Origin of the sequence: Autumnicola patrickiae (genome assembly GCF_031846525.1) — a bacterium.
Lineage (GTDB): Bacteria > Bacteroidota > Bacteroidia > Flavobacteriales > Flavobacteriaceae > Autumnicola > Autumnicola patrickiae.
This window is the reverse complement of record NZ_JAVRHM010000003.1, coordinates 163,531-188,419: the sequence shown is the minus strand read 5'-3', so window position 1 is coordinate 188,419 and position 24,889 is coordinate 163,531. Positions and strand designations below refer to the sequence as shown.

Annotated in this window: 23 protein-coding genes; 2 read left to right on the top strand and 21 right to left on the bottom strand. The window is 39.6% G+C overall.

Translation table 11 applies throughout. From position 1 onward, the window contains the following. The gene (locus RM549_RS04455) at positions 1 to 1,656 is read right to left on the bottom strand and encodes a peptidase domain-containing ABC transporter (RefSeq protein WP_311682079.1); all 1,656 of its coding nucleotides are present in this window, start codon (positions 1,654 to 1,656) and stop codon (positions 1 to 3) included. Continuing rightward, the gene (locus RM549_RS04450; RefSeq protein ID WP_311682074.1) at positions 1,656 to 2,336 is read right to left on the bottom strand and encodes a TetR/AcrR family transcriptional regulator; all 681 of its coding nucleotides are present in this window, start codon (positions 2,334 to 2,336) and stop codon (positions 1,656 to 1,658) included. Before RM549_RS04450 ends, RM549_RS04455 begins: the two co-directional genes overlap by 1 nt. 368 nt (positions 2,337 to 2,704) lie before the next feature. Here RM549_RS04450 and RM549_RS04445 point away from each other — a divergent pair, with 368 nt between their 5' ends. Beyond that, the gene (locus RM549_RS04445) at positions 2,705 to 2,935 is read left to right on the top strand and encodes a hypothetical protein (RefSeq protein ID WP_311682067.1); all 231 of its coding nucleotides are present in this window, start codon (positions 2,705 to 2,707) and stop codon (positions 2,933 to 2,935) included. Between the two features lie 168 nt (positions 2,936 to 3,103). Here the strand turns inward: RM549_RS04445 and RM549_RS04440 are convergent, their stop codons facing one another. Beyond that, complete coding sequence (locus RM549_RS04440; protein ID WP_311682059.1) at positions 3,104 to 3,520, bottom strand: Dabb family protein; 417 nt, start codon at positions 3,518 to 3,520, stop codon at positions 3,104 to 3,106. A 260-nt stretch (positions 3,521 to 3,780) separates the two neighbouring features. Beyond that, positions 3,781 to 5,598, bottom strand: a complete 1,818-nt coding sequence (locus RM549_RS04435; protein ID WP_311682057.1) for a hypothetical protein — start codon at positions 5,596 to 5,598, stop codon at positions 3,781 to 3,783. A 169-nt stretch (positions 5,599 to 5,767) separates the two neighbouring features. On the opposite strand from RM549_RS04435, the gene RM549_RS04430 reads away from it, so the two are divergent. Then, positions 5,768 to 6,952: an MFS transporter gene (locus tag RM549_RS04430; protein WP_311682055.1), complete on the top strand. Its 1,185-nt coding sequence runs from the start codon at positions 5,768 to 5,770 to the stop codon at positions 6,950 to 6,952. Positions 6,953 to 7,293: 341 nt separating this feature from the next. Here the strand turns inward: RM549_RS04430 and RM549_RS04425 are convergent, their stop codons facing one another. The 17 genes from RM549_RS04425 to RM549_RS04345 all read right to left on the bottom strand — a co-directional run bounded on the left by RM549_RS04425 (position 7,294) and on the right by RM549_RS04345 (position 24,820). After that, positions 7,294 to 7,782, bottom strand: a complete 489-nt coding sequence (locus tag RM549_RS04425; protein ID WP_311682053.1) for a hypothetical protein — start codon at positions 7,780 to 7,782, stop codon at positions 7,294 to 7,296. Continuing rightward, complete coding sequence (locus RM549_RS04420; protein ID WP_311682051.1) at positions 7,727 to 8,713, bottom strand: UDP-glucuronic acid decarboxylase family protein; 987 nt, start codon at positions 8,711 to 8,713, stop codon at positions 7,727 to 7,729. The genes RM549_RS04425 and RM549_RS04420 overlap by 56 nt, the downstream gene beginning before the upstream one ends. Before the next feature lie 44 nt (positions 8,714 to 8,757). After that, positions 8,758 to 9,042 (bottom strand): hypothetical protein, encoded by a 285-nt coding sequence (locus RM549_RS04415; protein WP_311682049.1) that lies wholly within the window; start codon positions 9,040 to 9,042, stop codon positions 8,758 to 8,760. A gap of 20 nt (positions 9,043 to 9,062) precedes the next feature. After that, positions 9,063 to 9,857, bottom strand: coding sequence for a TIGR04290 family methyltransferase (locus RM549_RS04410; protein ID WP_311682044.1), 795 nt, complete (start codon positions 9,855 to 9,857; stop codon positions 9,063 to 9,065). Positions 9,858 to 9,868: 11 nt separating this feature from the next. Beyond that, entirely contained in the window at positions 9,869 to 10,942 is a 1,074-nt protein-coding gene (locus RM549_RS04405) for a CgeB family protein (RefSeq protein WP_311682042.1), read from the bottom strand. 16 nt (positions 10,943 to 10,958) lie between these two features. Continuing rightward, positions 10,959 to 12,065: a CgeB family protein gene (locus tag RM549_RS04400; protein ID WP_311682040.1), complete on the bottom strand. Its 1,107-nt coding sequence runs from the start codon at positions 12,063 to 12,065 to the stop codon at positions 10,959 to 10,961. Then, positions 12,055 to 13,182 carry a CgeB family protein gene (locus tag RM549_RS04395; protein ID WP_311682037.1) on the bottom strand — a complete coding sequence of 376 codons (1,128 nt, stop codon included), beginning with the start codon at positions 13,180 to 13,182 and terminating at the stop codon, positions 12,055 to 12,057. Before RM549_RS04395 ends, RM549_RS04400 begins: the two co-directional genes overlap by 11 nt. Further along, positions 13,179 to 14,300 carry a glycosyltransferase family 4 protein gene (locus RM549_RS04390; protein WP_311682034.1) on the bottom strand — a complete coding sequence of 374 codons (1,122 nt, stop codon included), beginning with the start codon at positions 14,298 to 14,300 and terminating at the stop codon, positions 13,179 to 13,181. The genes RM549_RS04395 and RM549_RS04390 overlap by 4 nt, the downstream gene beginning before the upstream one ends. Next, positions 14,290 to 15,312 carry a Gfo/Idh/MocA family protein gene (locus RM549_RS04385; RefSeq protein WP_311682030.1) on the bottom strand — a complete coding sequence of 341 codons (1,023 nt, stop codon included), beginning with the start codon at positions 15,310 to 15,312 and terminating at the stop codon, positions 14,290 to 14,292. The genes RM549_RS04390 and RM549_RS04385 overlap by 11 nt, the downstream gene beginning before the upstream one ends. 26 nt (positions 15,313 to 15,338) lie before the next feature. Next, complete coding sequence (locus tag RM549_RS04380) at positions 15,339 to 16,355, bottom strand: MDR/zinc-dependent alcohol dehydrogenase-like family protein (RefSeq protein WP_311682023.1); 1,017 nt, start codon at positions 16,353 to 16,355, stop codon at positions 15,339 to 15,341. After that, positions 16,352 to 18,379 carry a GDP-mannose 4,6-dehydratase gene (locus tag RM549_RS04375; RefSeq protein ID WP_311682021.1) on the bottom strand — a complete coding sequence of 676 codons (2,028 nt, stop codon included), beginning with the start codon at positions 18,377 to 18,379 and terminating at the stop codon, positions 16,352 to 16,354. Before RM549_RS04375 ends, RM549_RS04380 begins: the two co-directional genes overlap by 4 nt. 11 nt (positions 18,380 to 18,390) lie before the next feature. Next, a complete protein-coding gene (locus RM549_RS04370) occupies positions 18,391 to 19,503 on the bottom strand; it encodes an SDR family NAD(P)-dependent oxidoreductase (RefSeq protein WP_311682019.1) in 1,113 nt (370 codons plus the stop codon). 19 nt (positions 19,504 to 19,522) lie between these two features. Then, on the bottom strand, positions 19,523 to 20,230 hold the full coding sequence (locus tag RM549_RS04365) for an SDR family oxidoreductase (RefSeq protein WP_311682017.1): 708 nt from the start codon (positions 20,228 to 20,230) through the stop codon (positions 19,523 to 19,525). Between the two features lie 391 nt (positions 20,231 to 20,621). Beyond that, a complete protein-coding gene (locus RM549_RS04360; RefSeq protein WP_311682013.1) occupies positions 20,622 to 21,797 on the bottom strand; it encodes a zinc-dependent alcohol dehydrogenase in 1,176 nt (391 codons plus the stop codon). A gap of 46 nt (positions 21,798 to 21,843) precedes the next feature. Then, positions 21,844 to 22,692 carry an MBL fold metallo-hydrolase gene (locus RM549_RS04355; protein ID WP_311682007.1) on the bottom strand — a complete coding sequence of 283 codons (849 nt, stop codon included), beginning with the start codon at positions 22,690 to 22,692 and terminating at the stop codon, positions 21,844 to 21,846. A 21-nt stretch (positions 22,693 to 22,713) separates the two neighbouring features. Beyond that, positions 22,714 to 24,216: an FAD-dependent oxidoreductase gene (locus tag RM549_RS04350; protein ID WP_311682005.1), complete on the bottom strand. Its 1,503-nt coding sequence runs from the start codon at positions 24,214 to 24,216 to the stop codon at positions 22,714 to 22,716. Positions 24,217 to 24,310: 94 nt separating this feature from the next. Then, a complete protein-coding gene (locus tag RM549_RS04345; RefSeq protein WP_311682002.1) occupies positions 24,311 to 24,820 on the bottom strand; it encodes a hypothetical protein in 510 nt (169 codons plus the stop codon). Positions 24,821 to 24,889: the final 69 nt, after the last annotated feature.

The following is a 24,889-nucleotide window of genomic DNA, read 5'->3' as shown; positions in this document are numbered from 1 at the left end:
TTAATTCTTTATTGTACCATTTTCCAGAATGATCGTTTCGTCACATACCTTTTGCCAGTTTTCATTTCTACTTGCGACGATAAGGGACCAGGGATGGACAGGATCATTAAAAAACTGAAGAAGACGGGAAGCCTCTTCCGGTTCAAATAACTCCAACGGCTCCTTCAAAATAAGGATATCTGGTTTTCTTACAATCGATCTAGCAAGGATTATCCTCTTTGCAATAAGAGAAGAAAGATATTTTCCTTCAGGAAAAATGATACTGTTGAGCCCATTGGGTTGTTCTTTTACAAAACCTGAAAGGCCCATAACCTCCAGAGCCCATTGCACATCCTTTTCCGGGATTGAGTGGTCTCCAAAGGTTATATTCTCCAGTAAGGTTCCTTCAAAAGGAAATTCTTCAGGCAAATAGACCCCCAAACGGCCACGGTACTGGTTAATTTTTAAACTCTTTAGGGAAAGATTATTAATATACATCTGTCCTTTGGTTGGTTCAAGAATTCCGGCAATTACTTTTAATAATGTGGTTCGTCCACTTCCGTTAGATCCTTTAATGAGTATTTTTTTGCCTGCGGGAATTGTAAAGGATATATTTTTTAAGATAATCCGGTTTCCATTAGAAGCAGTATAAGAAACATCAGATAATTCTACTGTTAAAGGAAGCTCAGAAAGCGTATTTTCACCTTCAGTTTTTTCAAGATCCCTGTCTACCACCTGTCCTATTTTTTCCAAAGAAGTTAAAAGGTCGTAAACGGTAGGAAGGCCTTTTATAAGCTTTTCCACAGATCCCATTATAAGAAGAATTATAATTTCCGCAGCTACAAACTGCCCGATATTCATTTCCTGATTTAAAACAAGCATACCGCCAATTACCAAAAGACCTCCCGTAACCAGCACTTTAAAAATAATAAGTTTTATGTACTGAATTTTTAACACGCCGAAATGACTTTCACGAGCTACAAGATATTTATTTGTTAACGAATCGCTCTTTTTCATTGCAAGGCTTGTTTTGCCCGAAATTTTAAAGCTAATAAGAGCTCGGGCCATTTCCTGAAGCCAGTGCGCAACTTTATATTTATTTTTAGATTCGTCCAGGCTGGTATCCAAACCCCTACGGGCTGTAAATTTAAAAACAAGCCACAGAAGAATGACCAGCAAAAAACCGTATATTATAAAGAACGGATGATACAAGGAAAGCAGAATTAATCCAAAAAAGATTTGTAATAAAGCCGCCGGAAAATCAAGCACAAGTTTTGCCACACCTTTCTGCACATCAATGGTATCAAAAAACCGATTAGCAAGTTCCGGAGGATAGGAGGAGTTTAGTTCTTCCATTTTTATCTTCGGAAATCTGTAGGTAAGTTCAAAAGCAGACCTCGTGAATATTTTTTGCTGCAGGTTTTCTACAATCCGCACCTGCATTAGTTCCAAAACCCCAACAAAACCAACAGCCAGGGTAACCAGTACAACCAGTACAATCCAGGAAGTACTTACACGACCGCCCTGAATAAGGTTTACAATTGCCTGAATTCCAAGTGGAACCGAAAGGTTAAGCAAACCGGCGAAAATTGCATAATAGATTGTTTGCAGTACATCTCTCCTGTCGAGTTTTAACAATCCATATAATCGATCAAGGGCAGAGGATCCTTTTGCCATTATTTATTTAAATTTAAGGTTGAAGAAACAAGATGAATAAAATATTCAGAAGGCCTTATTTTATCGTTACACTCTGTAAGGGAAGAAAAATGCTCCTTTAAAAAATGCTGATGCAACGCCCCTTCAAGAATTGTACTGGCCAAAGAAGAAGGAAAGGGATAGTTCCTATCCACAGACAATATAATGTTTTTAAGACGCACGACCAATCTGTTATAAATAGCAAAAAAACCTTCCTTATTCTCTTTATCCACTTCTTTGGAAAGATAAGACTTAGAATATTCATTAATTACCACTTTGTTCAGAATAACTTCATCAATATGGGAAATAATGGAATCCTTTTCAACACAGCGGGTCAATACCTCAATTGCAGCTTCCAGTTTTTCTTCGGGATTTTGAATATTGGCTGTAGCAAATACAAGCTGATATTCTTTCCATCCCCAGTACCAGGATGTGAGATAAAGTAGTAACTTATGCTTGTTTTCAAAATAACGGTAAATGGAACTCTCATTAGAGCCTATTTGCGCTCCAAGCTTTTTAAAAGTAAAATGCTCAAATCCAATTTCATTAATCAAAAGAATACTATGTCCCACGATCTTCTTACCTAATGCTGAAGATTCCGGATCCTTTACATAAAGGTTTGGGTTAACCTCTATTTTCAAACTGGCAAACAGATTTTCCATTCAATAATATTAAAGTTCGCAAATATAATAGTAACACTATCATTTTTGCAAATAAAACACTTATTGTTAATATTAATTTAACCTTTGTTAAACAACTTCAGAAGCACATTTGAGGAAAATATAATCGGACTTGATACCGATAATGTAGTTTTTAGACTTGCTCTATCACGAAATATCTACTGAAGAAATTTTACCTCACACTATAATATCTTAGCAGAACAGTTGCCAAAATATTAATATGAATTCTAAAGAAAATTTTGTTATTATAGATTCCGGTAAAGTTCAAATTATAGAGAAAAACAGAAATATAAGAAGGCTTCTCGAAAATTCTTGTGGGGGTTTTAGGGTATCAGGGTTTTGTAAACTTCGTGGAATATATTAGAACCGGAAGAATAGCAGATCTCTTCTTTGCAGTTACTTTTATTTCCATTTTAACTATTTTTGTCCTAAAGGAAATATTTTATCGCACTTATAAAGATTCAATATCTATACAGGAAATTTCTGAAGTTTCTATTACCACAGGTTTTCGAAACACTGCTGACAGCGTTTTAAACCTTAAACTTAATAGAAGAACCCGAAGTTTAACCCTACCGGAATAAAGAACGCAACAAATTGTAAACCAACTGAAGGAAATGGGAATTAATTTTCGGAAAATCGAGTAAAAGTAACAGCCTGCCTTTACCGAAAATTGACATTTTCAGCACCCCATCAAAATAACAAATTTAAGTTGCCAATAAAAATGAATTTTACTTTTATTGCTTAAAAAACTATTTTTCCGCTAACTTATCTATGCCAACAGAATCGTAAACCTGCACTTTCTTCCAAAGATGAGACGATTCTTCTATAAACACTTTGTGAGCAGGCTCTGTCTGGTACTTATCCTGAATTTCTTTTGAAGGGAAAGTAAGAATTAAGGAATATGTATAGGAATTATCAACTACCTCCCGGGGAGTTTCTGCCGGTACTCCAATAAATTTCGTCTGCGCATATTCGCTGTTCTTCAGAAATTTTTTAAGGGAAGTTTCGAAAGTTTGTCGATCTTCAGCATTATCAGGATTATTAAACCAAAAATAGACAACGTGAGTGAAATTGGAATCAAATTCTTTGTTTTCTTCCTGAGCAGAAAGGGAATTAGCTCCCAAAACCACTGCTGCAACTACTACTACTTTTAAAAGTCCAGACATAATTTTAAATTTATTTTAAGGTTTCTAAATTACGATAAATTAAGCAGCTTCAAAGTTTTTCTTAAAAATTTTAGTTGCATTTGCAAGGAATTATCTACCTTATTCCAGGTTGAAAATTTTTATTTTTAACACCTCGTCTTAAATGGGAAAGCCGCATGAAAAAATTCACGCTTCTTCTAATTTGTATTATAAACTTTAGCTGTTCTGAAGTTAACGAGACCGAAAATCTAAAGAGAACAGCCTCTTCAGTATTTTCAAAATTAAACTGCTACTTTTTGGCCTGAATTTTCGAGTTGCTGCTGGATTTTAAGAATTTCTTCTTCCGCAGCAGCGAGTCCGCTGTGAAAAGCTGCTTCATCTTCGATTAAACCTTCCTCAATTAAGGCACGGTAATGCGATATTCCTTCCAGAAGATTCGCACAAAAGCTTTTCCAGTTCTTGTAATCCCTTGGTCCGGGATTAAAGCTACCCGAGATTTCCTCCTGAAGGTAATCTACGTATAATTGCAATTCCCTTACAAACATATGTGGACGATCTGCACGTTGTGGCAAAGCCGCTCTGCCATAAATGTGATCTGTCATTTCCTGAAGACTTGCCGACTTCGAAAAATTCACAATATTAGGCCCGGGGCAAACGGTAACTGCATCCAGTTTTTTTACCATTGGTACCTTATAATTTAAAGTAGCAGTATTGCTCAATCCCACACACAGGCATTCTTTGCTGAGCAGATCTTCCTTTTGCTTCTTGTATTCCTCTTCAGGAAGATCTAAAGAATCCAGCTGCTCAAGTTTTAGCTTCTGATATTTTCTTGAAGCCGTGCAAATTGGTTCTTTTGTGAATTCGGTATTAGAAACCAGGTATTTTTCTGTACAAGGGCTCCCGGGCTTGTCTTTCTGGATACGCCCCAGCCTTTCCTTTTCTGCACTCGTTCCTTTCAGGTAATTAAAACGCACTCCAAGCGGCGAAGATTTACTCAAAATAACATCCTCTTTTTGGCTTTTGGCAAGAAGTTCCAATGTTTCGGTATCTACCGTTGTTGCTTCAGGACACAGTAAAAATGGAGTTCCCCAGCCAGTACCGTCTACCTGATAATGCTTTAATAAAAGTTTATTTTCTTCGAAAGTTCCAATTCCTCCCTGCACCGTGATCCTGATTGGGTGCGGCTTTTCAAAACCTGCCTCGCCCCTGCTTTGGATCGCCGGATTATAAAGACTGAAAAGATCATCAGCCAGGTCTTCTTTTTTACTTCTGAATTCTTCCAGGATTGGCCCCAGCAAAAGCCCCTGCGTGGCAAAAGCGTGTCCGCCACAGTTAAGCCCCGATTCTATTCTGAATTCACTTACCCAAATTCCTTTTTTAGCTAAATACTTTCCCTGAATAAGTGCCGAACGATAATCACTTACTTTAATGACCACCTTCTTCTTAAATTTACCCCAGCTACTTGCGTCAAATTGCCTGAAATTCTCCAGGTAGTTAAACAAACGCGGATTCATACCCGCCGAGAAAATAACTGAAGAGTTCTCCAGGTCACTTTCCGCATAAGCCTTTAACGCGCCAAGAGCGTCAGATCCATCAATAATAACTTCTCCCTTTTTATCTAAATTATTTTTATCCACTTTGGTCATAATATTCACCTCTATTGCACCGGCTTTTACCTGGCCTCTAAGAACCCGCTCGAGGTCAACTTTTTCAGCTTCACCTGTCATTTCCAGAAAACGCCTGTACTTTTCCTTAAGTCCGCTTTCCTCTGGAAGCATTTCGAAGTATTTTACTATTTCCGATCCTGCTTCAAAAGCAGAAGAGCGCAAATCTTCCAGTTTCGACTGTACATTGCGGTTTACAAGGTTCAGATAATCAGTAAGGCGGCGAACCCGGTAATTTTCCTCGTTGGTATTTATAGGAACGTATGGCTCATCACTTTGCTGATAATAATGCTTGCGCATCATTTCAACCAAATTGTCCTCAATAATTGAAATTGCTGAAGTTATCCCGTAGTGGGCAACTTTTATAGGTGAATCTATTGTAAAAGAAAGTCCCATAACCGGGATGTGAAAATTATGTGGAGAAAGAACACTCATTGTTTTAAATTTTTGGCAAGCTCAAAGATGAAGAAGCTTTACAACCTGAAATATGATCAAAATCATATATTGCTGAATCCATTCTTGAAATTTGCCAATCCAGACCAGCTCCTACTCCTTATATTTCAACATTTTTGCTTTTCTTCGCATTAAAACCTGCCCCTAGGATATGCCTGTTGCAAAACATATTTTACCAATTATAGTCTTTTCCCAGTTTTGCTGTACTTCCCTTTGGTTTGCTGGCAATGCGGTGATGGCAGACTTACTGCTGAATTATAATCTCGATGCTTCCGCTTTAGGTCATTTAACTTCTGCCGTGCAATTGGGATTTATAAGCGGCACCCTGATTTTTGCAATTTTCGGCATTGCAGATCGGTTTCCGCCTTCCCGGGTTTTCTTTATTTGTGCATTAGTGGGAGCAATGTTCAACTTCAGTATTATTTCTGAAGAAAATACCCTCAACAGCCTGTTAATGCTGCGTTTTCTTACCGGATTCTCCCTCGCCGGAATTTATCCTGTAGGTATGAAGATCGCTACAGATTATTATCAGAAAGGCCTGGGAACTTCGCTCGGATTTCTTGTTGGTGCTTTAGTTTTGGGAACTGCATTTCCTCATCTTTTAAAAGATATTACGAGCTTCGGAGAATTGCACTGGAAAGCCGTGCTTATCACCACCTCTGTTTTATCTGTTTTGGGCGGATTGCTCATTTTCCTATTTATTCCGAATGGGCCGTACAGGACACCAAAGTTGAACAGAGATTTTACAGCCGCTTTTAAGGTTTTTAAAAATTCCGACTTTAAAGCTGCCGCTTTTGGATATTTTGGACATATGTGGGAGCTTTATGCTTTCTGGGCTTTTGTACCAGTAGCTTTACAAATCTATCAGGAAGTTCATCCCGGTACAGATTTTAATATTCCTTTGCTTTCATTCCTGATTATCGGTTCCGGCGGACTGGCATGTATAATCGGAGGTTATATTTCGGAAAAATTTGGCACCCGAAATACTGCAGCAACAGCGCTTTTTCTTTCCGGATGTTGTTGTTTACTTTCCCCATTACTGCTTCTTCAGAATTCTCCACTTGTCGCAGTCGCTTTCCTGATTTTCTGGGGAATAATGGTGGTTGCAGACTCCCCTCTGTTCTCCAGCCTAGTCGCCCAAAATGCTATTCCTGAATCCCGCGGCACAGCGCTTACCATTGTGAATTCCATAGGATTTGGAATAACCATTTTAAGCATTCAGCTTCTTAATATATTTACGGAAGTTTTTGATCCCATTTACCTATTTCTCATCCTGGCAGCCGGGCCGGCATTTGGACTATGGGCGATGTTTATAAAAAATTCTTCAGAAGTCTGAACCCTTCCGTCTTTACCAGCTTTCGCTGTTAAAGCCACCTTACTTTGAAAAAAGGGAAGAAACCCATTCGAGGCGCAGTTTTCTTCATGATTGAGAAGAAAGTTATAGAAATTAAAGAGGAATGGGAAAATTGGCAAATATAAGTCAGAACTAAGCGAAGCTCCAAAAATGGCAAATATCGGCATGTAGTTTTTCTTCCGTCTTTATCAGCCTTCGCTGTTAAAGCCACCTTCCCTTGAAAAAAGAAAAACCTTCAGGATCAGATTTTCTTCAGAAATGAAAACCTTTCTGAGGTGCTTTTCAATTCAAAATTTGAATATTCAAAATCTAAATAGTAATTCTTACCTCCTGTGCCATCTCCTGGTAAACCACCAGCTGCTTATTTGCAAAAAGATGGTAAGTACTACAGACGCTACGAAATGTTGCAGTACCATCATCGTCATCACCGGATAATTTCCCACAGCCATTCCTCCTGAAGCGTTACTGCCACTATAATTCACGTCCTGAACGTAAACCCCCAGCACTGCCCAGGCCAGTAGCAGAAATCCGTAGGTGAAATAGAAAAAAATATTCTCTTCACGCGTCCATTTCCAAAAAACGGAAATGCCTACAAACACCAGCCAACTTATCCAGATACTCACCAGGTAATTCTGGATAGAGTTCAGAAGATATTCATTAACAGCTGTTTCACCTTCAATATCCTGTAGCTGAAAATAAGACCAAACCGGATAGATTAAAGTCAGGAGCAGGAGAATTAAAAGTATCCTGCCGGGTTTAGACTTTATTGTATTGTTTGAAGTCTTTGTGTTCCTTTTTGAAGAGTTCATCATCGCTTAGATTTTTGAAATACTCATAAGTCTTTGCAAATCCTTCTTTTCTGGAAACTGCAGGAAACCAATCGAGTATTTCGTTAGCCTTTGTAATATCGGGTTGTCTTTGCAAAGGATCATCCTTAGGAAGCGGCTTATTGATTACCTTTTGATCACTTCCTGTTAGCTCAAGAATTTCGTGAGCAAGTTCATTAATAGTTATTTCCTTTGGATTTCCTATGTTCACAGGATACACATAATCACTCATCAAAAGCTTGTAAATCCCTTCTATCTGATCGTCTACATAACAAAAGGAGCGGGTCTGGCTACCATCGCCAAAAATGGTAAGGTTTTCCCCACGCAAAGCCTGGCCTAAAAACGCAGGTATCACACGACCATCATTTAACCTCATTCTGGGGCCGTAAGTATTAAAAATACGCACGATCCTGGTATCAAGATCATGAAACCTGTGATAAGCCATAGTAATGGATTCCATAAATCTCTTAGCCTCGTCATAAACTCCGCGAGGACCAAGCGTATTTACATTACCATAATATTCTTCGGTTTGAGGATGCACCAGAGGATCACCATAGACTTCTGAAGTAGAAGCTATAAGAATCCGTGCTTTTTTCTCCTTTGCAAGTCCCAGAAGGTTATGGGTTCCCAAAGCACCAACTTTTAAGGTCTGAATAGGAATCTTCAGATAATCAATAGGGCTGGCCGGCGAAGCGAAATGGAGAATATAATCCAATTCACCCGGCACGTGTACAAAAGTGGTCACATCGTGATGATAAAATTCAAAATTAGGAAGCTTAAACAGGTGTTCTATATTTTTTAGATCACCTGTGATGAGGTTGTCCATTGCCACTACATCAAAACCTTCTTTAATAAACCGATCACATAAATGCGAACCCAGGAAACCGGCGGCCCCCGTAATAAGTACTCTACCCATATTTTTACTTTTAGAACCTCATAATTTGAATTTTCGGCTCCCGTTTAGTCTTTATTTACAAATTTATTAAAGCGGCTTTTGCTACCATCTTTGGTTTTTTCCTGATAAAGAAACTGTAGGTCGTTCTCATCAAAAATACTGAAGAATTTGTCCCAGGAAACTTCTTCCAGGCTTTCCTCAGCTCCTCCGGGAAAATCTATTCTCAGTAATCCCCCTCCTTTACCGCTGTCACCTGTTCCTTTAACTAAAGATGGTTTTCCATCCCGCTCTTCAGCCCATTTTTTAATCGTCTTGTGGTCTGTTGTTGTTTTTGAATCTTGAGTTGCCATAATTTCTTTATTTTTAATTATTACTTCTTCGTTTTCTTCTCTACTTCTTTCTTCCAGTCCTTTCCTACTGCAGAAAGATATTCTGAAAAATTCCAGGTTTCGAGGCTGGATTTCAGGTCTTCATTTTTTTCAGCAATATAAGTTTCATCTTCAGGCATTTCGGTAACTTTGAAGCCGCAACTCCCAAGCATCGAAATTATTCCCTGATGATTTGGCGCCCACCAGTTAGTGGGATCACCCGCCAGTTTATTCTCGATAAATGCCATTTTAGGCCATGCATCAGATTTCATGATGTCCCTTTTGTGAAATTCCACATCTTCCGGAACTTCCATTTCTTCTTTCCCAGGAAGGGACAATGTTTGAAAAACCATCATCCTGGTGGTTTTCTGAGAAAGTATATCCATTGCCAAAAGCGGATATCTTAAATGATAAAAAACTCCCATAAACCAAACCAGGTCAAATTTTTCTTCAGAATGGGCAAAATCATAAACCTGCATTTGTTTAAAAGTAATCCGGTCTTCTAAACCAAATTGTTTTGCTGTCCATCTTGCCTGTTTAAGGTAATGTTCATCCAGATCTATCCCCGTAACCTCTGCTCCTCTTTTCGCAAGTTCTATGGAATAAAATCCGGCGTTGCAGCCAATATCCAGTACTTTCCAGCCGGATAAATCCTTCGGAATAGAATTTTTCATATTCTTCCACTTAAAAGCCGGGAAATCACCAAGAAAATGATCTGTTGCAGTCTGATTTCCGTCGGGAAGGTGAATATTGTGGAACCAGGGTTCCAGTTGTTTTATTTCTGTTTCGGTTGACATTTTAATACTTTTTAAATTTTTGAAGTTTCAAGAGCTTCAACTACGTATGTCTCCAGTTCTTTAGCCCTTGCTTTGGCGGTATGATACTTAAGAACTTTTTTCCTCGCATTTTCGCCTATCTGCCTTCTTTCCTCTTCTCCTATAGATTCGAAGCATTGCTTTACATCTGCAGCACTACCTGCTATCAGGATTTCTTTATTAATCTCGAAAATACTGTCTATTCCATTCCAGAAATCAGAAATAATCGGAACGCCACAAGCCGCGGCTTCGAATAAACGAACGCTTGGAGAATATCCGGCCCGTATCATGTCTTCGCGGGTCACGTTCAGCGTATATTTCTGAGAGTTGTAGAATTCGCGGTGCTGTGCCGGCGGCAAATGATCGATTCGCTGTACATTCGGCGACCACTTAAAATCTTCAGGATAGTTAGGACCAGCCACAACAAATTTCTTCTGCGGAAATTCCGCCGCAGGTTTGTTCAGCAATTCGCTCACTGTTGGTTCGCGATCTGGGCTGTAAGTACCCAAATAACCCATCTGCCACTTATGATCTATATCTTCAGGATAATATAAATCGGGATCTACAGAACAATATAAGGCTTTAGCGTTGGGAGATCCATAATGATTCTCCAAATGATCAAGAATAGAGCCCCCCGAAAATGACAAATACATATCGTATTTGCTGATAATTTCCGGATCAAGATATTCATAATCCTTCCGCTCCAGTTTCGCCAGCGTTACCGGAGTATCTATATCATAAAATGCAGTTAACCCTTTTGCAGTGTTTATTGCCCAGTTCCCAACCTCAACTCCTTGCTGGACGTAAGAACCGACAATCACAACATCTGCATTGGCAACAGCATCTTTATAGTCTTCTTTTAACTCATCGTTTGTTTTATATAATCCAAGCTCACAAAATTCCGGATTGGGCAAATCCCTGTTATTTGCATAATATGGTACATCTTTTTCCAAAAAAAGAATGTCATGGCCCAGGGCTTTCAGTTCTTTTAGCAGTGCTCTAAAGGTCGTGGCATGGCCATTACCCCAGGAAGAAGTTACCGATAATCCTATAATTACAAATTTCATATCCAGTCTTTTTGATTTAATCTACAGATTTTGCTTCTCCGAATAATTTTCTTGATATCACCGACTCCAATAACTCGGCGCGATGCTCGTAGGTGTGTTCGGCTAAAACCTTTTTATAACCTGCTTCTCCTATTTTCTTCGCCCTCTCCGGAGTTAATTCTGAAATTACTTTTTTTACTTCTTCCCCGCTTTTTACCACAATTATTTCCTCATCAGGTTCAAAGAAAGTTGAAATCCCTTTCCAGTAATCGGTGATAATACAGGCTCCTGCCCCGGCGGCTTCAAAAACCCGGGTTGCCGGTGAAAATCCGTACTTCGCCATGCTGTCGCGGCTGATATTTAATACAGCCATTGGGGTGCAATTAAAAGCGTTGTGATCTTTGGTATAAACGTGCCCCAAATAATCCACATTATCGGGCATCTTTTTATCTCCCCAGCCGCTACCGCCAATCAGGAATTTATGATCAGGAAGTTCTTTGGCCGGTTTTAAAAAGAATTCTTCTACGCGTTTTTCCCTGTCTGGTAAACGATTACCCAGAAAAGCCAGGCTTCCTTCAAATTTTGCTTCAGGATCTACAGGATAATGGGTGTCGGTATCCAGCGCGTTATAAATTGGAATACATTTTTTTGCTCCATTCTTTTCGTAAGCGTCAATAACCGGTTGCCCGCCACCATACGTAAGTACAAAATCATATTGCGGAATGAGGTCTCTAAAAGGATCATTTTCGTCCTTTTCTATCCTGTCCAACGTGGCGGGAGCATCTACATCCCAGAAAATAATAAGGTTATTCTCACTCTTCATTTTTGCGACTTCGGCTTCAAGGAAATCGTCGTAAGCCCCAACGCCACTTGCTTTAATTATAACATCTGACTCCTCCTGAGCTTTGCGAAGTAGTCCTCTTAAGCTGAGTTTATCTTTTTTATAGACGATTACGTTGCACCAGTCGGGATCGTCGATATCTCTATGCTCCTGACGTTCAAAAATATCCGGCTCATAAAAAGTGACTTCGTGCCCCATTTTATGCAGGGCTTTTACAATTCCGCGATAATAAGTCGCTGCGCCGTTCCAATATGCAGAAACGATACTGGATCCAAAAAAAGCTATATTGAGTTTATTTTCCATTGTTTATCTTCATTTCATCCGCTAAAGGAGATTCAATTTCATCTATAATCTGCTCGAGTTCATCTACTCTGTGAGCACAGGTGTGTTTTTCCAGGATAGTCTCTCTTCCGTTTTCCGAAAGACTTTGCGCCAGTTGAGCACTTTTTAAAACTTCAGATATCCTGTAGCTCATTGCATTTCCATCTTTGGCAAGAAGATAGTCTTCACCCGGCGTAAATAGGTTTTCTGCATCTTCCCAGGGAGAGCAGATAATCGGGATTCCACAGGAAAGTGCTTCAAAAGGACGTATGGTGGGAATTCCCGGCAACATCTCTACATAAGGCCTTCGCGGCACGTGTACAGTGACTTTATATTTTGCAAAAACTTCCGGCACTTTATAATTGGGAAGCCAGCCACCATATTCGATTCCGGCATCTTTTAGTGCCTGCTGAGCTTTCTCGGGGTATCTTACGCCATACACCTTCGCTTTTATACCCAATTCTTTTACCGGCTCTATAAGAAATTCCATTAATTCCTCGGTACGTTCGTTATCGCCCCAGTTCCCAATCCACACCAAATCCCCTTCTTTTTCCTCATCACGATTCGGTTTGAAGAGGTCGGCATCTGCAGCTTCGTGCCAGGTCCAAACTTTATCCACCCACTTTTTATCCTGGTAAATTTTCCGGATTATTTCGCCAAAAACAAGAGCTCCGTCATAATTGCTGAAGTCATATTTCCCCATGCTTTCTTCATCAGAAACTGCGCGGTGATGGGTATCATGAAACAGAAGTTTATATCCGTACTCCTTCTTTTTCTTTCCAATTTCAGCCACCAGTTCGGGACTGTTCCACTCATGTACTATAACTACATCTGCATTTCCCAGTATACCTTCATAGTTCAATTTCTTGTCCGGATTGTAAAACTGTGGATTAAGGGTTGGATAATATTTTCTGAACTCGTCCAGTTTTTCTGCTCCATGATCTTTTATAAGGTTGTTTAAACTCCATCCGCCTTCCGGTTCATATACATCCACTTCATGCCCTCTTTTTTTCAGTTCCTTTACGATTCCTCGCAGGAAATGAGCATTTCCATGGTTCCAATCGGAATATAATGAATGATAAAACATCACAAATTTCATAGGCTGGGGGTTAATTGGTTAATATCTGTTTTTCGGGTTACGATCAGTCTTTTATACAAAGCGGCATATTCCGCTCCCATTTTCTCAAGGTTATAACCTTCAGATTGCATCACTGCTTTTTGAGCCATCTCTTCCCGGTATTCTTTATCTTCTATTAACTGAAGTATCTTTTGCTGAGTGTCTTCAGGATTTTCAGGATCAAAGAATGAAGCGGTTGAAGACCACAGTTCTTTCAGCGTTTCAATTTCGCTCAAGGCAAGGGCGCAACCTGCTTTGGCTGCTTCCAGAATTGCGAGTCCGAAAGGTTCATATTTCGTCGGACTTGCAAAAATCGCAGCCCTTTGCATCATACCCTGTGCTTCTTCTGAAGATAATTCTCCCAGAAAATGAACATTTTCAATTTCTACTTCTTTACCTGTATTAGGATTTATGTTATTCCCGGCGATATAAACAGGCCAGGGCAAATTTTTGGCGATTCCCGAAAGTGCCCGGAGGTTTTTAGCTTCGTCCCAGATCCTTCCCATACAAAGAATGAAATTTTCTTTTTCTACTTCTTCTGAAAAATTTAATTCCCTCCCGTTATAGATAATATCTGTAGGCGCTTTTAACTGATGCACCCGTACCGCTTTCTCCAGAATCGCTTTAGTTGGACTCACCACCATATCTGAAGCGTTTAAAGAATCTTTTACCAGTGCCGTATATCTACTCCAGGTCGAAGGTGCAGAAGTACCTTTTACAGCCTGCCACCAGGTTTGCACGCAGGAGTGGTAAACAGTGACTATCGGGCAGGACCAGAAATTTTCTATCTGTGCGTAATTATTAAAATGAACCACATCTGGATGTACAGTTTGATAAATGGAAGCTATCCACTTATGCGCCTTCTCCAGATCCTCCCATGGATCCTGCATCCACTCTAGTTTGTAATCACTTTTATAAAGGGTGATATTTGCCAATTTTGATGCTTCTCTTTCCTGCTCTGCTGTGGGCAAGGCACCCATTGCGGCAAGGTGAACCTCGATATTATGCTCCTTTAACGCTTTGCACAATTCCAGCGAATAGGTCCACACGCCGCCAACCGTATCTGTAGTCATCAATATCTTCATCTTATTATCTTCCATAAATACGATCAATTATTCTACTTGTTTTTATAAATTCTTTTGCCGATCCTCTGTCGAAACCTTTTCCTTCAGAAAGTGCATTTGCCCAAACTACGCCGGCACGGCCACTCCAGTCATCGGGAGGGGTTACAAGGGTTTCGGTTTGCGTTCCTGTATATTTTTCTGCCTTAAAATCGTAGAAAGAACCGTTCACATTCTTAAAAACGGCTCCACCTTTAGTTCCATAGAACCGCGCTTCAATTATCGCTTCTTTTCCTGCGGAAATATTCCAGGAACATTGCAGGTTTATAGTAGTATCTTTTTCTGAAGTCATCGCAATGCTGGCAAAATCCTCTACATGTTCGTCAAAAGAAGTCATTTTTTCCCCCTGGTGATAGAGGTTGCTTTTTACCTCATTTATCTCCGGAAAGTCAAGTGTCCATAACGCAAGGTCAATTAAATGAATCCCCAGGTCCATAACACAACCCCCGCCCGATTTTTTTATATCATAGAACCATTCTTTATCGGGTCCGTAGGCGTTATGAAAAACAAGATCGGCTGCATAAATATCCCCAATTTCCCCATTCTGAATAAGATCGTAAACCGCTTTAAAGGCCTTTGTATATCTGTAAGATAAATCTACCGCCAGAAGCTTATCGGCTTTCCCGGCAGCCTCAACAACTTCTGAAACTTCTGAAGCTGTACGCCCCAAAGGCTTCTGACAAAAGACTGATTTTCCAGCTTTTAGTGCTTCGATGGACTGCTGTGCATGCATGGCACTCGGAGTTGCTATAACAATGCCGTCCAGATCCTTATTTTCGTAAAGGTCTGAAGGTGAATTGGCGAGTACTGCATTAGTTGCGCTTTTTAAAGCTTCTTCGGCATTATCTTTAGATGGCTCTGCAATGGCAAGAGCCTCAGCAGCAGTGTCTCTTAATAAAACTTCCATCCTGTTCCTGCCAATCCAGCCTACGCCTATAAAGCCAAGAAAGAGTGTTTTATTAAGGGGTTCAGTTGGTTGCGTTGTAATCATATTTTTGGTTGGTTAGTTTTTTTTGTTTATTGCGGGTTCATAATGAGCGCCTTAATAAAGCCATCAGGTCTTTCAGTCAGATTTTTATAGGCATTTTCCATCTCGTCAAGCAAAAACATGTGCGTAAAAAAAGGAAAAGGATCCAATTCATTTTTCTGAATAGCCACAATTGCTGCTTTTATTCCGTCAACATATTTTTGAGAATCGCGTTCGTGCGCGCTTATCATATCTATTCCCCGCCAGTTGAGCATTTGCACATTTACGTTTCGCATTCCATCCTGGTGAAATCCTGCCACAATAAGCTTTCCTCTTTCCCCCGTAAGTTCTATCGATAAATTCAGAGGCCATTCTTTTCCAGTGGCTTCAATCACACGTTCACAAAAATTACCTTTAGTTAATTCTTTAACTCTTTCAATAATCTGGTAATGATCATCCATTTTAACGATTTCATCTGCCCCGGCTTCTTTAGCCGCGTCCAGTGAAAACTGTCTCCTGGAAATCGCAATTACTTTTGCCCCTTTTGATTTTGCTAACTGGATTAGAAGCAAACCTAAAAAGCCACATCCTACAATTGCAACCGTGTGTCCGCTTTGGATATCAGCTCTTGAAAAAATGTTCATGGCACAACCTAAAGGCTCCCCGGGAAAAGGTTTGTCATCCAAGAAATCGGGTAACTTCACCAGGTTTTCCGGCTTCGCAATATCGTAAGTAGCATAGGCATTATAAGTAAGTCCTGTCACCCGCTCTCCTACAGCAAATCCTTTCACGTCCTCTCCCACGGCGTCTACTATTCCCCAGCCCTCGTGACCTGGATTACCTTTTTCAACTGGATAGTCGAACCAGTCCCGACCTTCCCAAACGGGAATATTTGAAGCACATACTCCGCTTCCCTGCAATTTTATCCGGACTTCTTCTTTTCCTGGTTCTGGAATCTCAGATTCTTTGGCAACTACTTTCCCCGGACTTTCAATTACCGCAGATTTATTAACTTCCGCCTCTTCAGGAAGTGAAGGCATTTCTTGTAATGTTCTGGTTATTCTCATAGAGCCATTGCTTTAGCTGATGATCTTGGATTATCTTTTAATTGAATATTTCTGGTCTTGCAAAGCCATTGAAGTAATTCTTCCATCCCTTCATCTACAGAATGTTTTGGTGACCAGCCGGTATCTTTTTCAAATTTCGAAGTATCAGACACATAATAAAGCTGATCCCCTGTTCTCCAGTCTTCAAAAGAAATATCCATTTCTTTTCCTGCTTTTTCCTTTATAACATTCAGGATTTCGATAAGGCTGACGGTATTTTTAGGTCCTCCTCCAATGTTGTAAACTTCTCCGGAAATCTTTTCGATATTCTCCCTTGCCGCTACAAAAGCATCCACGAGGTCTTCAACAAAAAGTATGTCCCGCACCTGCTTTCCGTTTCCGTAGATTACCACAGGATTATCTTCCAGCGCACTGATTAAAAAGTGTGCGACCCAACCCTGATCTTCTGTTCCAAATTGATGCGGACCATAAATACAACTCATCCTGAAAACGACAGTTTTCAACCCATAAGAACGGGAGTAGTCCAGGATATACTGATCTGCACCGCCTTTGGAGCAACCGTATGGACTATGAAAATCCAAAGGTCTCTCTTCGCTTATTCCATTTTCTTCTATTGTTTTATCTGATGGATAGTACCTGGTTTCATTAGGCTTCATCTCCAGATTGTTCAAATCCCCATAGACTTTATTTGTAGAAGTAAAAAGAAGTGGTGGCTGATGTTTAGATTTACGGATTGCTTCCAGAAGATTAAAAGTTCCCTGAAGGTTCACCTGAAAATCCAGCAAAGGATTAGTAAGAGAGGTGGTAACCGCCACCTGAGAAGAAAAGTGATAAACTTCTTTGGCATTTCTTACGCTTTCTTCAAGGATTCTCTTCTCCTGAATATCTGCAATCTGAATAATTAATTTATCTCCATATTCTTTCTGAAGCCATTGCAGGTTCTTTTCTACACCATCTCTAAAAAGACTGTCATAGATCATTACTTTTTTGCCTTCACTCAACAACCTACTGGCAAGATTTGTTCCTACGAAACCGGCTCCTCCTGTTATAAGACTATATTGCTCTTCATCTTCGAAGACATACTTTTTCTGAATATAGGAGTGATTCTGAATATTGTCCAGTCCACCATTTTCTAAAAGCCTGTAAAGCAACTTTTTTGTGCCGTCTGTCTTTTTTAGTCCGAAGAAATATTCCCTTTCATCCAAATGGAAACCTCCCACCGTCGCATTCTTAGGGTTAAGATCATTCAAGCTGTACCAATATACCCTATCAGCTGAAGTGTTTATTACTTTTTTAAATTCTTCGTATTGCTTTACCTCATCATTTTGCCAGGTAGAAAATCCTACTTCAGAAATCCAGAGTTCCTTTTCAAGATCAAATCGTTTAAGCACACGCTTAACCTGCTTAATGTTTTCTTCCCAGCCTTCCCATTGCTGATCGAAAACATGTGGAAACCCATGAATACCAATAGCATCAATATTTTCCAAAGTTCCGTTTTCAGCCATCATATGCAGCCAGTTTGGATCTATAGGACTCATTCCACCAAGCAAAGTTTTTTTACCTTTCTCTTTGGCCCAATAAGAAGCCATGTCGATCATTTTAGAAAACTTGTGCCAGGAATAATCCATTGTGAAGTCATACTCCACTTTATTGTTAGGTTCATTCCATAGTTCCACCCACTCAAAATAGTCTCCATATTTACTGATCATTAAATCCAGGAAATCTGCATAAGATTTTAAATATTTTGGAGGTGAAGAAGTTTTCGCAGTTTCCCCTATAGAAGGAGGAGTATATAGAAAACACGGAAGAATTTCTACATGTTTACTGAGTTCAGCAAAAAGCCAGTCATACCATTCCTCTGTGCCTTCCACATACCAGTCTGCCCAGGAAATCCCTGTTCGTAAATGGGTAATTCCTAAATTTTGCAGATCTTTAATTGTATTCTCAACTTCCTGATATTCTCCCGGCCTAAACCACTCTAGAATACCGATAACAGGAGTATTATTTTTATTTTCATTTTGCATAATGGGTCGGTTTAAACTGTTAATCCTCTGGAAGAAAGTTCATTACTTGCTTTGCTCACATTATCTGTAGCAATCTGATCCTTCAACCATTCTGCAAGCTCAAAAAGACCATCTTCAAAGTCCATCTGAGGTTCAAAACCTAAAATTTCTCTGGTTTTATCTGTATTCGCGAAGCAGTGGCGAATATCCCCAATCCGGTACTTGCCGGTAATTTCAGGAGAAATATCTTTACCCATTACCCCTGCCAGCTTATTGGCAATATGAGTAATGGTATACTGGTTACCACTACCAATATTCAGCACTTCACCGTTGGCTTCAGGCTTTTCCATTGCCAAACGACAGGCCCTAGCGACATCTTTAACATGAATAAAATCCCGTTTTTGCAAACCATCTTCAAAAATCATAGGAGCATTATCATTCAGAAGCCTGGAAGCAAATATGGCAAGCACTCCGGTATATGGATTAGAAAGCGCCTGTCTTGTTCCATAGACATTGAAAAACCGTAATGCGGTAGTCGGAATATTATATGCTTTTCCTGTGATGAGACTTAACCGCTCCTGATCGTATTTCGATAGCGCATAAACCGAAGCCAGGTTTGGCTTTTTACCTTCAGGAGTGGCAATTGGCGCTAACTCCTCTCCATCTTTGTACATTTCCCAGCGATCCTCTTTTAAATCTTCAAGTTTTCTTTCACACTCCATTATCAGGTTATCCTCAGAATCTTTGTATAAGCCTTCACCATAAATACTCATACTGGAAGCCACGACAAGTTTTTCTACGGGATTATTTGTAAGTGCCTCGAGAAGTGTGGCTGTTCCAAGATTATTCACTTCGGTATAATCTCTTATCTGGTACATACTTTGTCCCACTCCCACCATTGCGGCAAGGTGAAAAACGGCATGTACGCCCTCGAGCGCATTTTCTACTGCTTCTTTATCTCTAACATCTCCTACCAGAAGTTCTACTCCAGAGTTCAAATAAGAAGGTCTTTTCCTGTCTTTTCCATGAACCTGTTCAGAAAGATTATCCAACACTCTCACCTCATAACCCTGGTCCAATAATTCATCTGCCAGGTGAGAGCCAATAAATCCTGCTCCTCCGGTAATTAATATTCTCTTACTCATTTAAACTGTTTTTGGTTAATTAGAAAATTTGTTTTAATGGTCTGGTTATAATTTTATTAATACTTCTGTTGTTTTTCCTGCTAATGGCATAAAATACATCTTCGGCTAAATCTTCCGGTGAAATAAATCCCATATCCAGTCCCTCTACACTCGTGTGTCCGGAAATTTGATTTTCAAAGAATTTGGTATTGGTTATTCCGGGGCTTATAACTGTAACGTTTATATGCGGAAGAGTTTCCAACCTTAGCGTTTCAGCAATAACTTCAAGAGCAGTTTTTGAAGCACTGTAGATTCCTCCTGAAGGATGCGGTTGATTAGCTGAAACTGATGAGATGAACACAACATTTCCCTGCTTTTTTTCTAACATTGCAGGTACAAAAGCACGAATGATACGCAAGGCTCCCATCACATTAATATTGATTACCTCCTGCCATTTCTCGGGATCACCTTCAGTTAAAAGCTCCTGTATTCCTCTTCCTGCATTTATTACCAGAACATCCGGATCTCCTATGGTCTCTGTTGTATATTTAAAAAGATGGTCTATGTCTGAAGATCTGGAAACATCTGCCCTGCAGAAAAAGATGTTTTCTTCGTCTGTTTCAGTATTTTTAATATCGGCAATAACCGTTCTGAAATTTTCTGAAGAAAATTTTTTGGCAATAGCACATCCAATTCCGTTCGACCCGCCCGTTATTAATGCCTTTCTTGATAAAATTCCAGTTCGCATTCACTTTCTTTCTAATATTACAGGCTCTTCAGCCTAATCAAAATTTTTAATCTGTAAACCCAATGTTTCACAAATTACAAGCAGAATGTCGGTTAGATCTCCAAATCTCGCAGCCACTGTGGCGTACCAACCTTCTATGACAACCAAATTTATAGTAGATGAATAATAAATACTGCTAAAGACGGCATAAACATTTCTTAATATAAGTATTGATTATGAAAGCTGTATTTCCAAAAATTTCAGGCTATACGGTAGCTGCAGAAGCTATTACTTCTTTCATGTTGTTAATTAGGTGTTAAAAAATACTTATTTGCCATATCACATCTCTTATAGAAATAAAAAAACGGCTGCAAAACAGCCGTCTCAAGTATTAAAGCTTAATCTAATAATTTTATGGTGTGAGTACCACCTTTATACATCCATCTTTCTTCTCTTTAAAAGTTTTATAAGCTTCCGGAGCCTCGTCCAGCTTTAAACGATGTGTAATTATAAATGATGGGTCTATTAACCCTTTCTCCACCTTCTCCAGAAGAGGTTTAAGATAACGTTGTACGTGAGTTTGCCCCATTTTAAATGTAAGAGCTTTATTCATAGCCGCTCCAAAAGGAACTTCATTTACCATTCCCACATACACCCCGGGAATAGAAACAGTACCTGCTTTTTTGCAGCTCATCATTATTTGTTGTAACACATAAGGCCGGGACATAGGAACCTGTAATACTTCTTTTGTTTTATCTATTACTTTTCCAATCATGGAATCCCCGTGCGCTTCAGCTCCTACTGCATCTATACAGCAATCGGGTCCTTTCCCATTGGTCATTTCCATCAGCTTCTCGTAAACATCTGTTCGGTCGGTTGTTCTTATAGTTTCTGCTCTACCATGTGTCTCGGCCATATTTAATCTTTCAGGAACGTTGTCTATGGCTACAACTCTTTCGGCTCCAAGCATCCATGCGCTTTGTATAGCAAACTGTCCCACTGGTCCACATCCCCATATGGCCACGGTATCACCCTTTTGAATATTCGCATTTTCCGCAGCCATATACCCTGTCGGGAAAATATCTGAAAGGAATAACGACTGGTCGTCGGTAAGGGATTCAGGAACTTTTATAGGTCCTACATCAGCATAGGGCACTCTTACATATTCAGCCTGGCCTCCGTCAAAACCTCCCATCATGTGAGAATATCCAAAAATTGCTGATGTTGGCTGCCCCAAATTGGCTTTAGCCAATTCCTTTTTAGGATTGGAATTGTCACATAGCGAATATAACGTGTCATTACAATATTCGCAGTGTCCACAGGCTATAGTAAAAGGAACAACAACCCTGTCGCCTTTTTTAAATTTCTGAACGCTGCTTCCCGCTTCAACTACTTCTCCCATAAATTCGTGCCCAAGGATATCCCCTTCTTCCATTGTGGGTACCATTCCATCTACTAAATGAAGATCTGATCCACAGATTGCGGTAGAAGATATTTTTAATATGATATCACCGGCATCCTGGATCGTGGGATCTGGGACATTATCTATTCTTACATCATTTTTTCCATGCCATACTAATGCTTTCATAAATTATTTTTTTTGGTTAATAAATGGTAAACCCATATAAGGTTTTTTAAGCTTTGTCTTCATTCCGCACCCACTTCCCGTGGGCCGGAACTGCAACTTCTTCAAAATTTTTGCTAAGATTTTCCAGACCTTCCTTTAATTCTTCTCCTTCTACTGCTGCTCCATGACCGGTAATCGCAACCTGAGGCTCAAGTTCTTGTAGCTTTTGAACAGATTCTTTACTCTCTTCCCAGTTAGTAGTGAGGTAAACAGGCGGACCATTCACTTCCGTTTTTTGAACAAGCACCTTATATAATGAATCCTGCTTAACGGTCACAAAAGCATCTGCCGCAATTAAAGTTCTGTCACTTTCCCTAAAGAGCGCTATTTGTCCCGGTGCGTGTCCAGGTACATGGATCCACTGCCAATCAGGAAGTTCCGGTACGTCTCCACCTTCAGGCAATTCCTTTAAAGCGCATTTAATGTTGATGGGCTCATGCGGATAAATAGAAGAAATTTTTGCCAGTAAACCTCCTTCTACTGAAGTATCTGGTTCAGGATATTTTTTCTCTCCCGTTAGATATAATTCTTCCAATGGATGTGCGTAAACAGGGCAATTCCATTCATTTAATAAATGAACAATTCCGCCTACATGATCAAAATGGCCATGTGTGAGAATAATAGCTGCAGGTTTATTGCCTTTCCCGAATCTATTTTCGGCTACCTTTTCTATTTCGGGGCCGGAATGTGGCATACCTGCATCAACAAGCACCCAATCTTTGCTCCCGGGCTTCCCGATCATTATTACATTAACAATCTGGTTCGTATAGTAGTAAATGTCACTCTGTATTTCACTTCCTTTTCCACTTCTAAAAGAGGTCATAGGAATAAATTTATCATCATCACTCTGCTTCATGTTCTCCTTCAATTTTAAAGTTTATTTTTCTATTATTTTTTTTGGTAAGGGATGATAAGCGGGACCTTCTATCACCTCCCCAGAGGTATCAAACCTACTGCCGTGGCAGGGGCAATCCCAGCTTTCTTCTAAATTATTCCAATGCACCATGCAAGCCATATGGGTACACAATGCAGAAACAACCTTTAACTCTCCATTTTGTTGCCGATAAACTCCTGCTTTTTCTCCGTTTCTCGTAATAATTGCAGCTTCTCCCGGCATGATTTCGAGCAAATCCTTATCATCTCCTTTAAAGCTAAGATCTTTTAAAAACTCTCCCGCAACATTTGCATTTTCCTTAACGAACTTTTTAGCAGATTTAACTGGCTGGTGTCTTGCAGCCTCATACAGATCTTCAAAGCGATTAAATTTATCTTCGATTTTATCTGCAATTATCATTGCCGAAAGTGTTCCGTAAATCAATCCGTCTGTAGAAAATCCTGTTGCTATAAATTCCCTGGAATTCTTTATTTTTCTACCTATATATGGAAGAAGATCGGCTGGCTTGTAATTTTGGCCTCCCCAGGTATAGGTAATCTGGCCAACAATAAACCTATCCTGCAAAAAGTTAACGAGATCCTCTACATGCTTCCGGTTGTTTTCTGCCTGCCCTACTTTATGAGGACTACCAACAGCTATTAAATATTTCTCACCGTCACGGCTGTAGGACCTAATAGAATATTTCTGATTATTGTAATATCCCCAGAAAATTCCCTGCGGATAAGATGTTGACTCTAGTTTTGCTGCCACTCCATATTCCCGGTACGGCCCTAAGGTTGTGTGGTACTGCAATTCTAAACCTTTTGGGGTGTGCGTGGCGTGAACAACATATTTTGCTGCAACTATGGCATCATCTGTATTTACCAGCACTCTGTCTGCCTGCTCCTCTACAGAACGTACTGTGGTATTTTCATAAATAGAGCATTTTTCCTTATCCAGGGATGCTGCCAATCCCAACACATACAAGAGCGGATTAAATTGGGCCTGATGATCAAAATGGATTCCGTTGTCCTGTTCAAACGGAAAATCTTCGGCGAGTTCAGTAAACGCAAGATTGATCTCTTCAGCAACTTTTATTTCCTCCAGTATAATATTATTTACATCTTCATATAAATAAAGAGGCTGCCTGCTGAAATCACAGTCTATATTAAATTTCTCTACATTTTCCTCTATTTTTTCCAGGGCACTTTTTCTGGATTCAATAACCCGCATCACCACGTCATTGTCATACTTCGATTTTAAAGAAGATAAAAGTTCATCGATAATTATATACAAATTACCAGTACTGTGCCCTGTGGTTCCATAACCTACACTTCTCGCTTCCAGAACAGCTACTTTAAAGCCTCTTTCTGTTAACGTCTGAGCGGTAGTAATTCCTGTAATCCCTCCTCCAATAATTGCAACATCAACAGCGATATCTCCTTCAAGTTTTGGATACTTTAAAGGATTTGTTGCAAAAGAGCTCCATAATGATTTTTTAAGCATTAATTATTTTTTTGTGGTTAGTAATACAAAAGCCTGTTCCATAAAATGACACAGGCCTACGTTTAACTTCATATTTGTAACAGGCTTAATAGGATTAAGCCTTTAATTCAGCATCAAATTCAAAAGAAGGCTCGAGCGCTCCTTCCACATCTTCATAAATTCGAATTCCCATACATTTAATTTCCCTTAACCAGGATTTCGTTTTATTTTTTTGCGATAATAAAACTTCCCTTACACCACTCTCATTTACATGAGTAAGTGCATAATTATATAACTGTAAATTTCTTTTTTCCCTTCTGTAACACTCTTTAATAAGACCGTGCCTTTCATGCCTGGAAGTTTTAAATAATGGAGTGGTTTTTTCTTCTGAAGCTACTTCTGAAAAATACAATTTCGAATCAGGTGCTAGTTCTTTTTCTGTTTTTTCAATTGCCTCCTGAAGTTTAGCAACAAAATTTTCTTTCTGGTTAGAGAGATTCCGAAAAAAAGATTTTATCAGTAATTTGTCAGCATGTTGGGTTATTTGCTGATAGTCTTTCTGATGAGAAAGATTTTTACATTTTAGAGATCTTAAAATCCTCAAGGTTATTTCGCGGGAGTTCATGGCTTTTCAGTTTTTTTATAGAAGGGAAATAAATATTTTCTTTGTTCAAGTTAATGACGAAATGGTTTG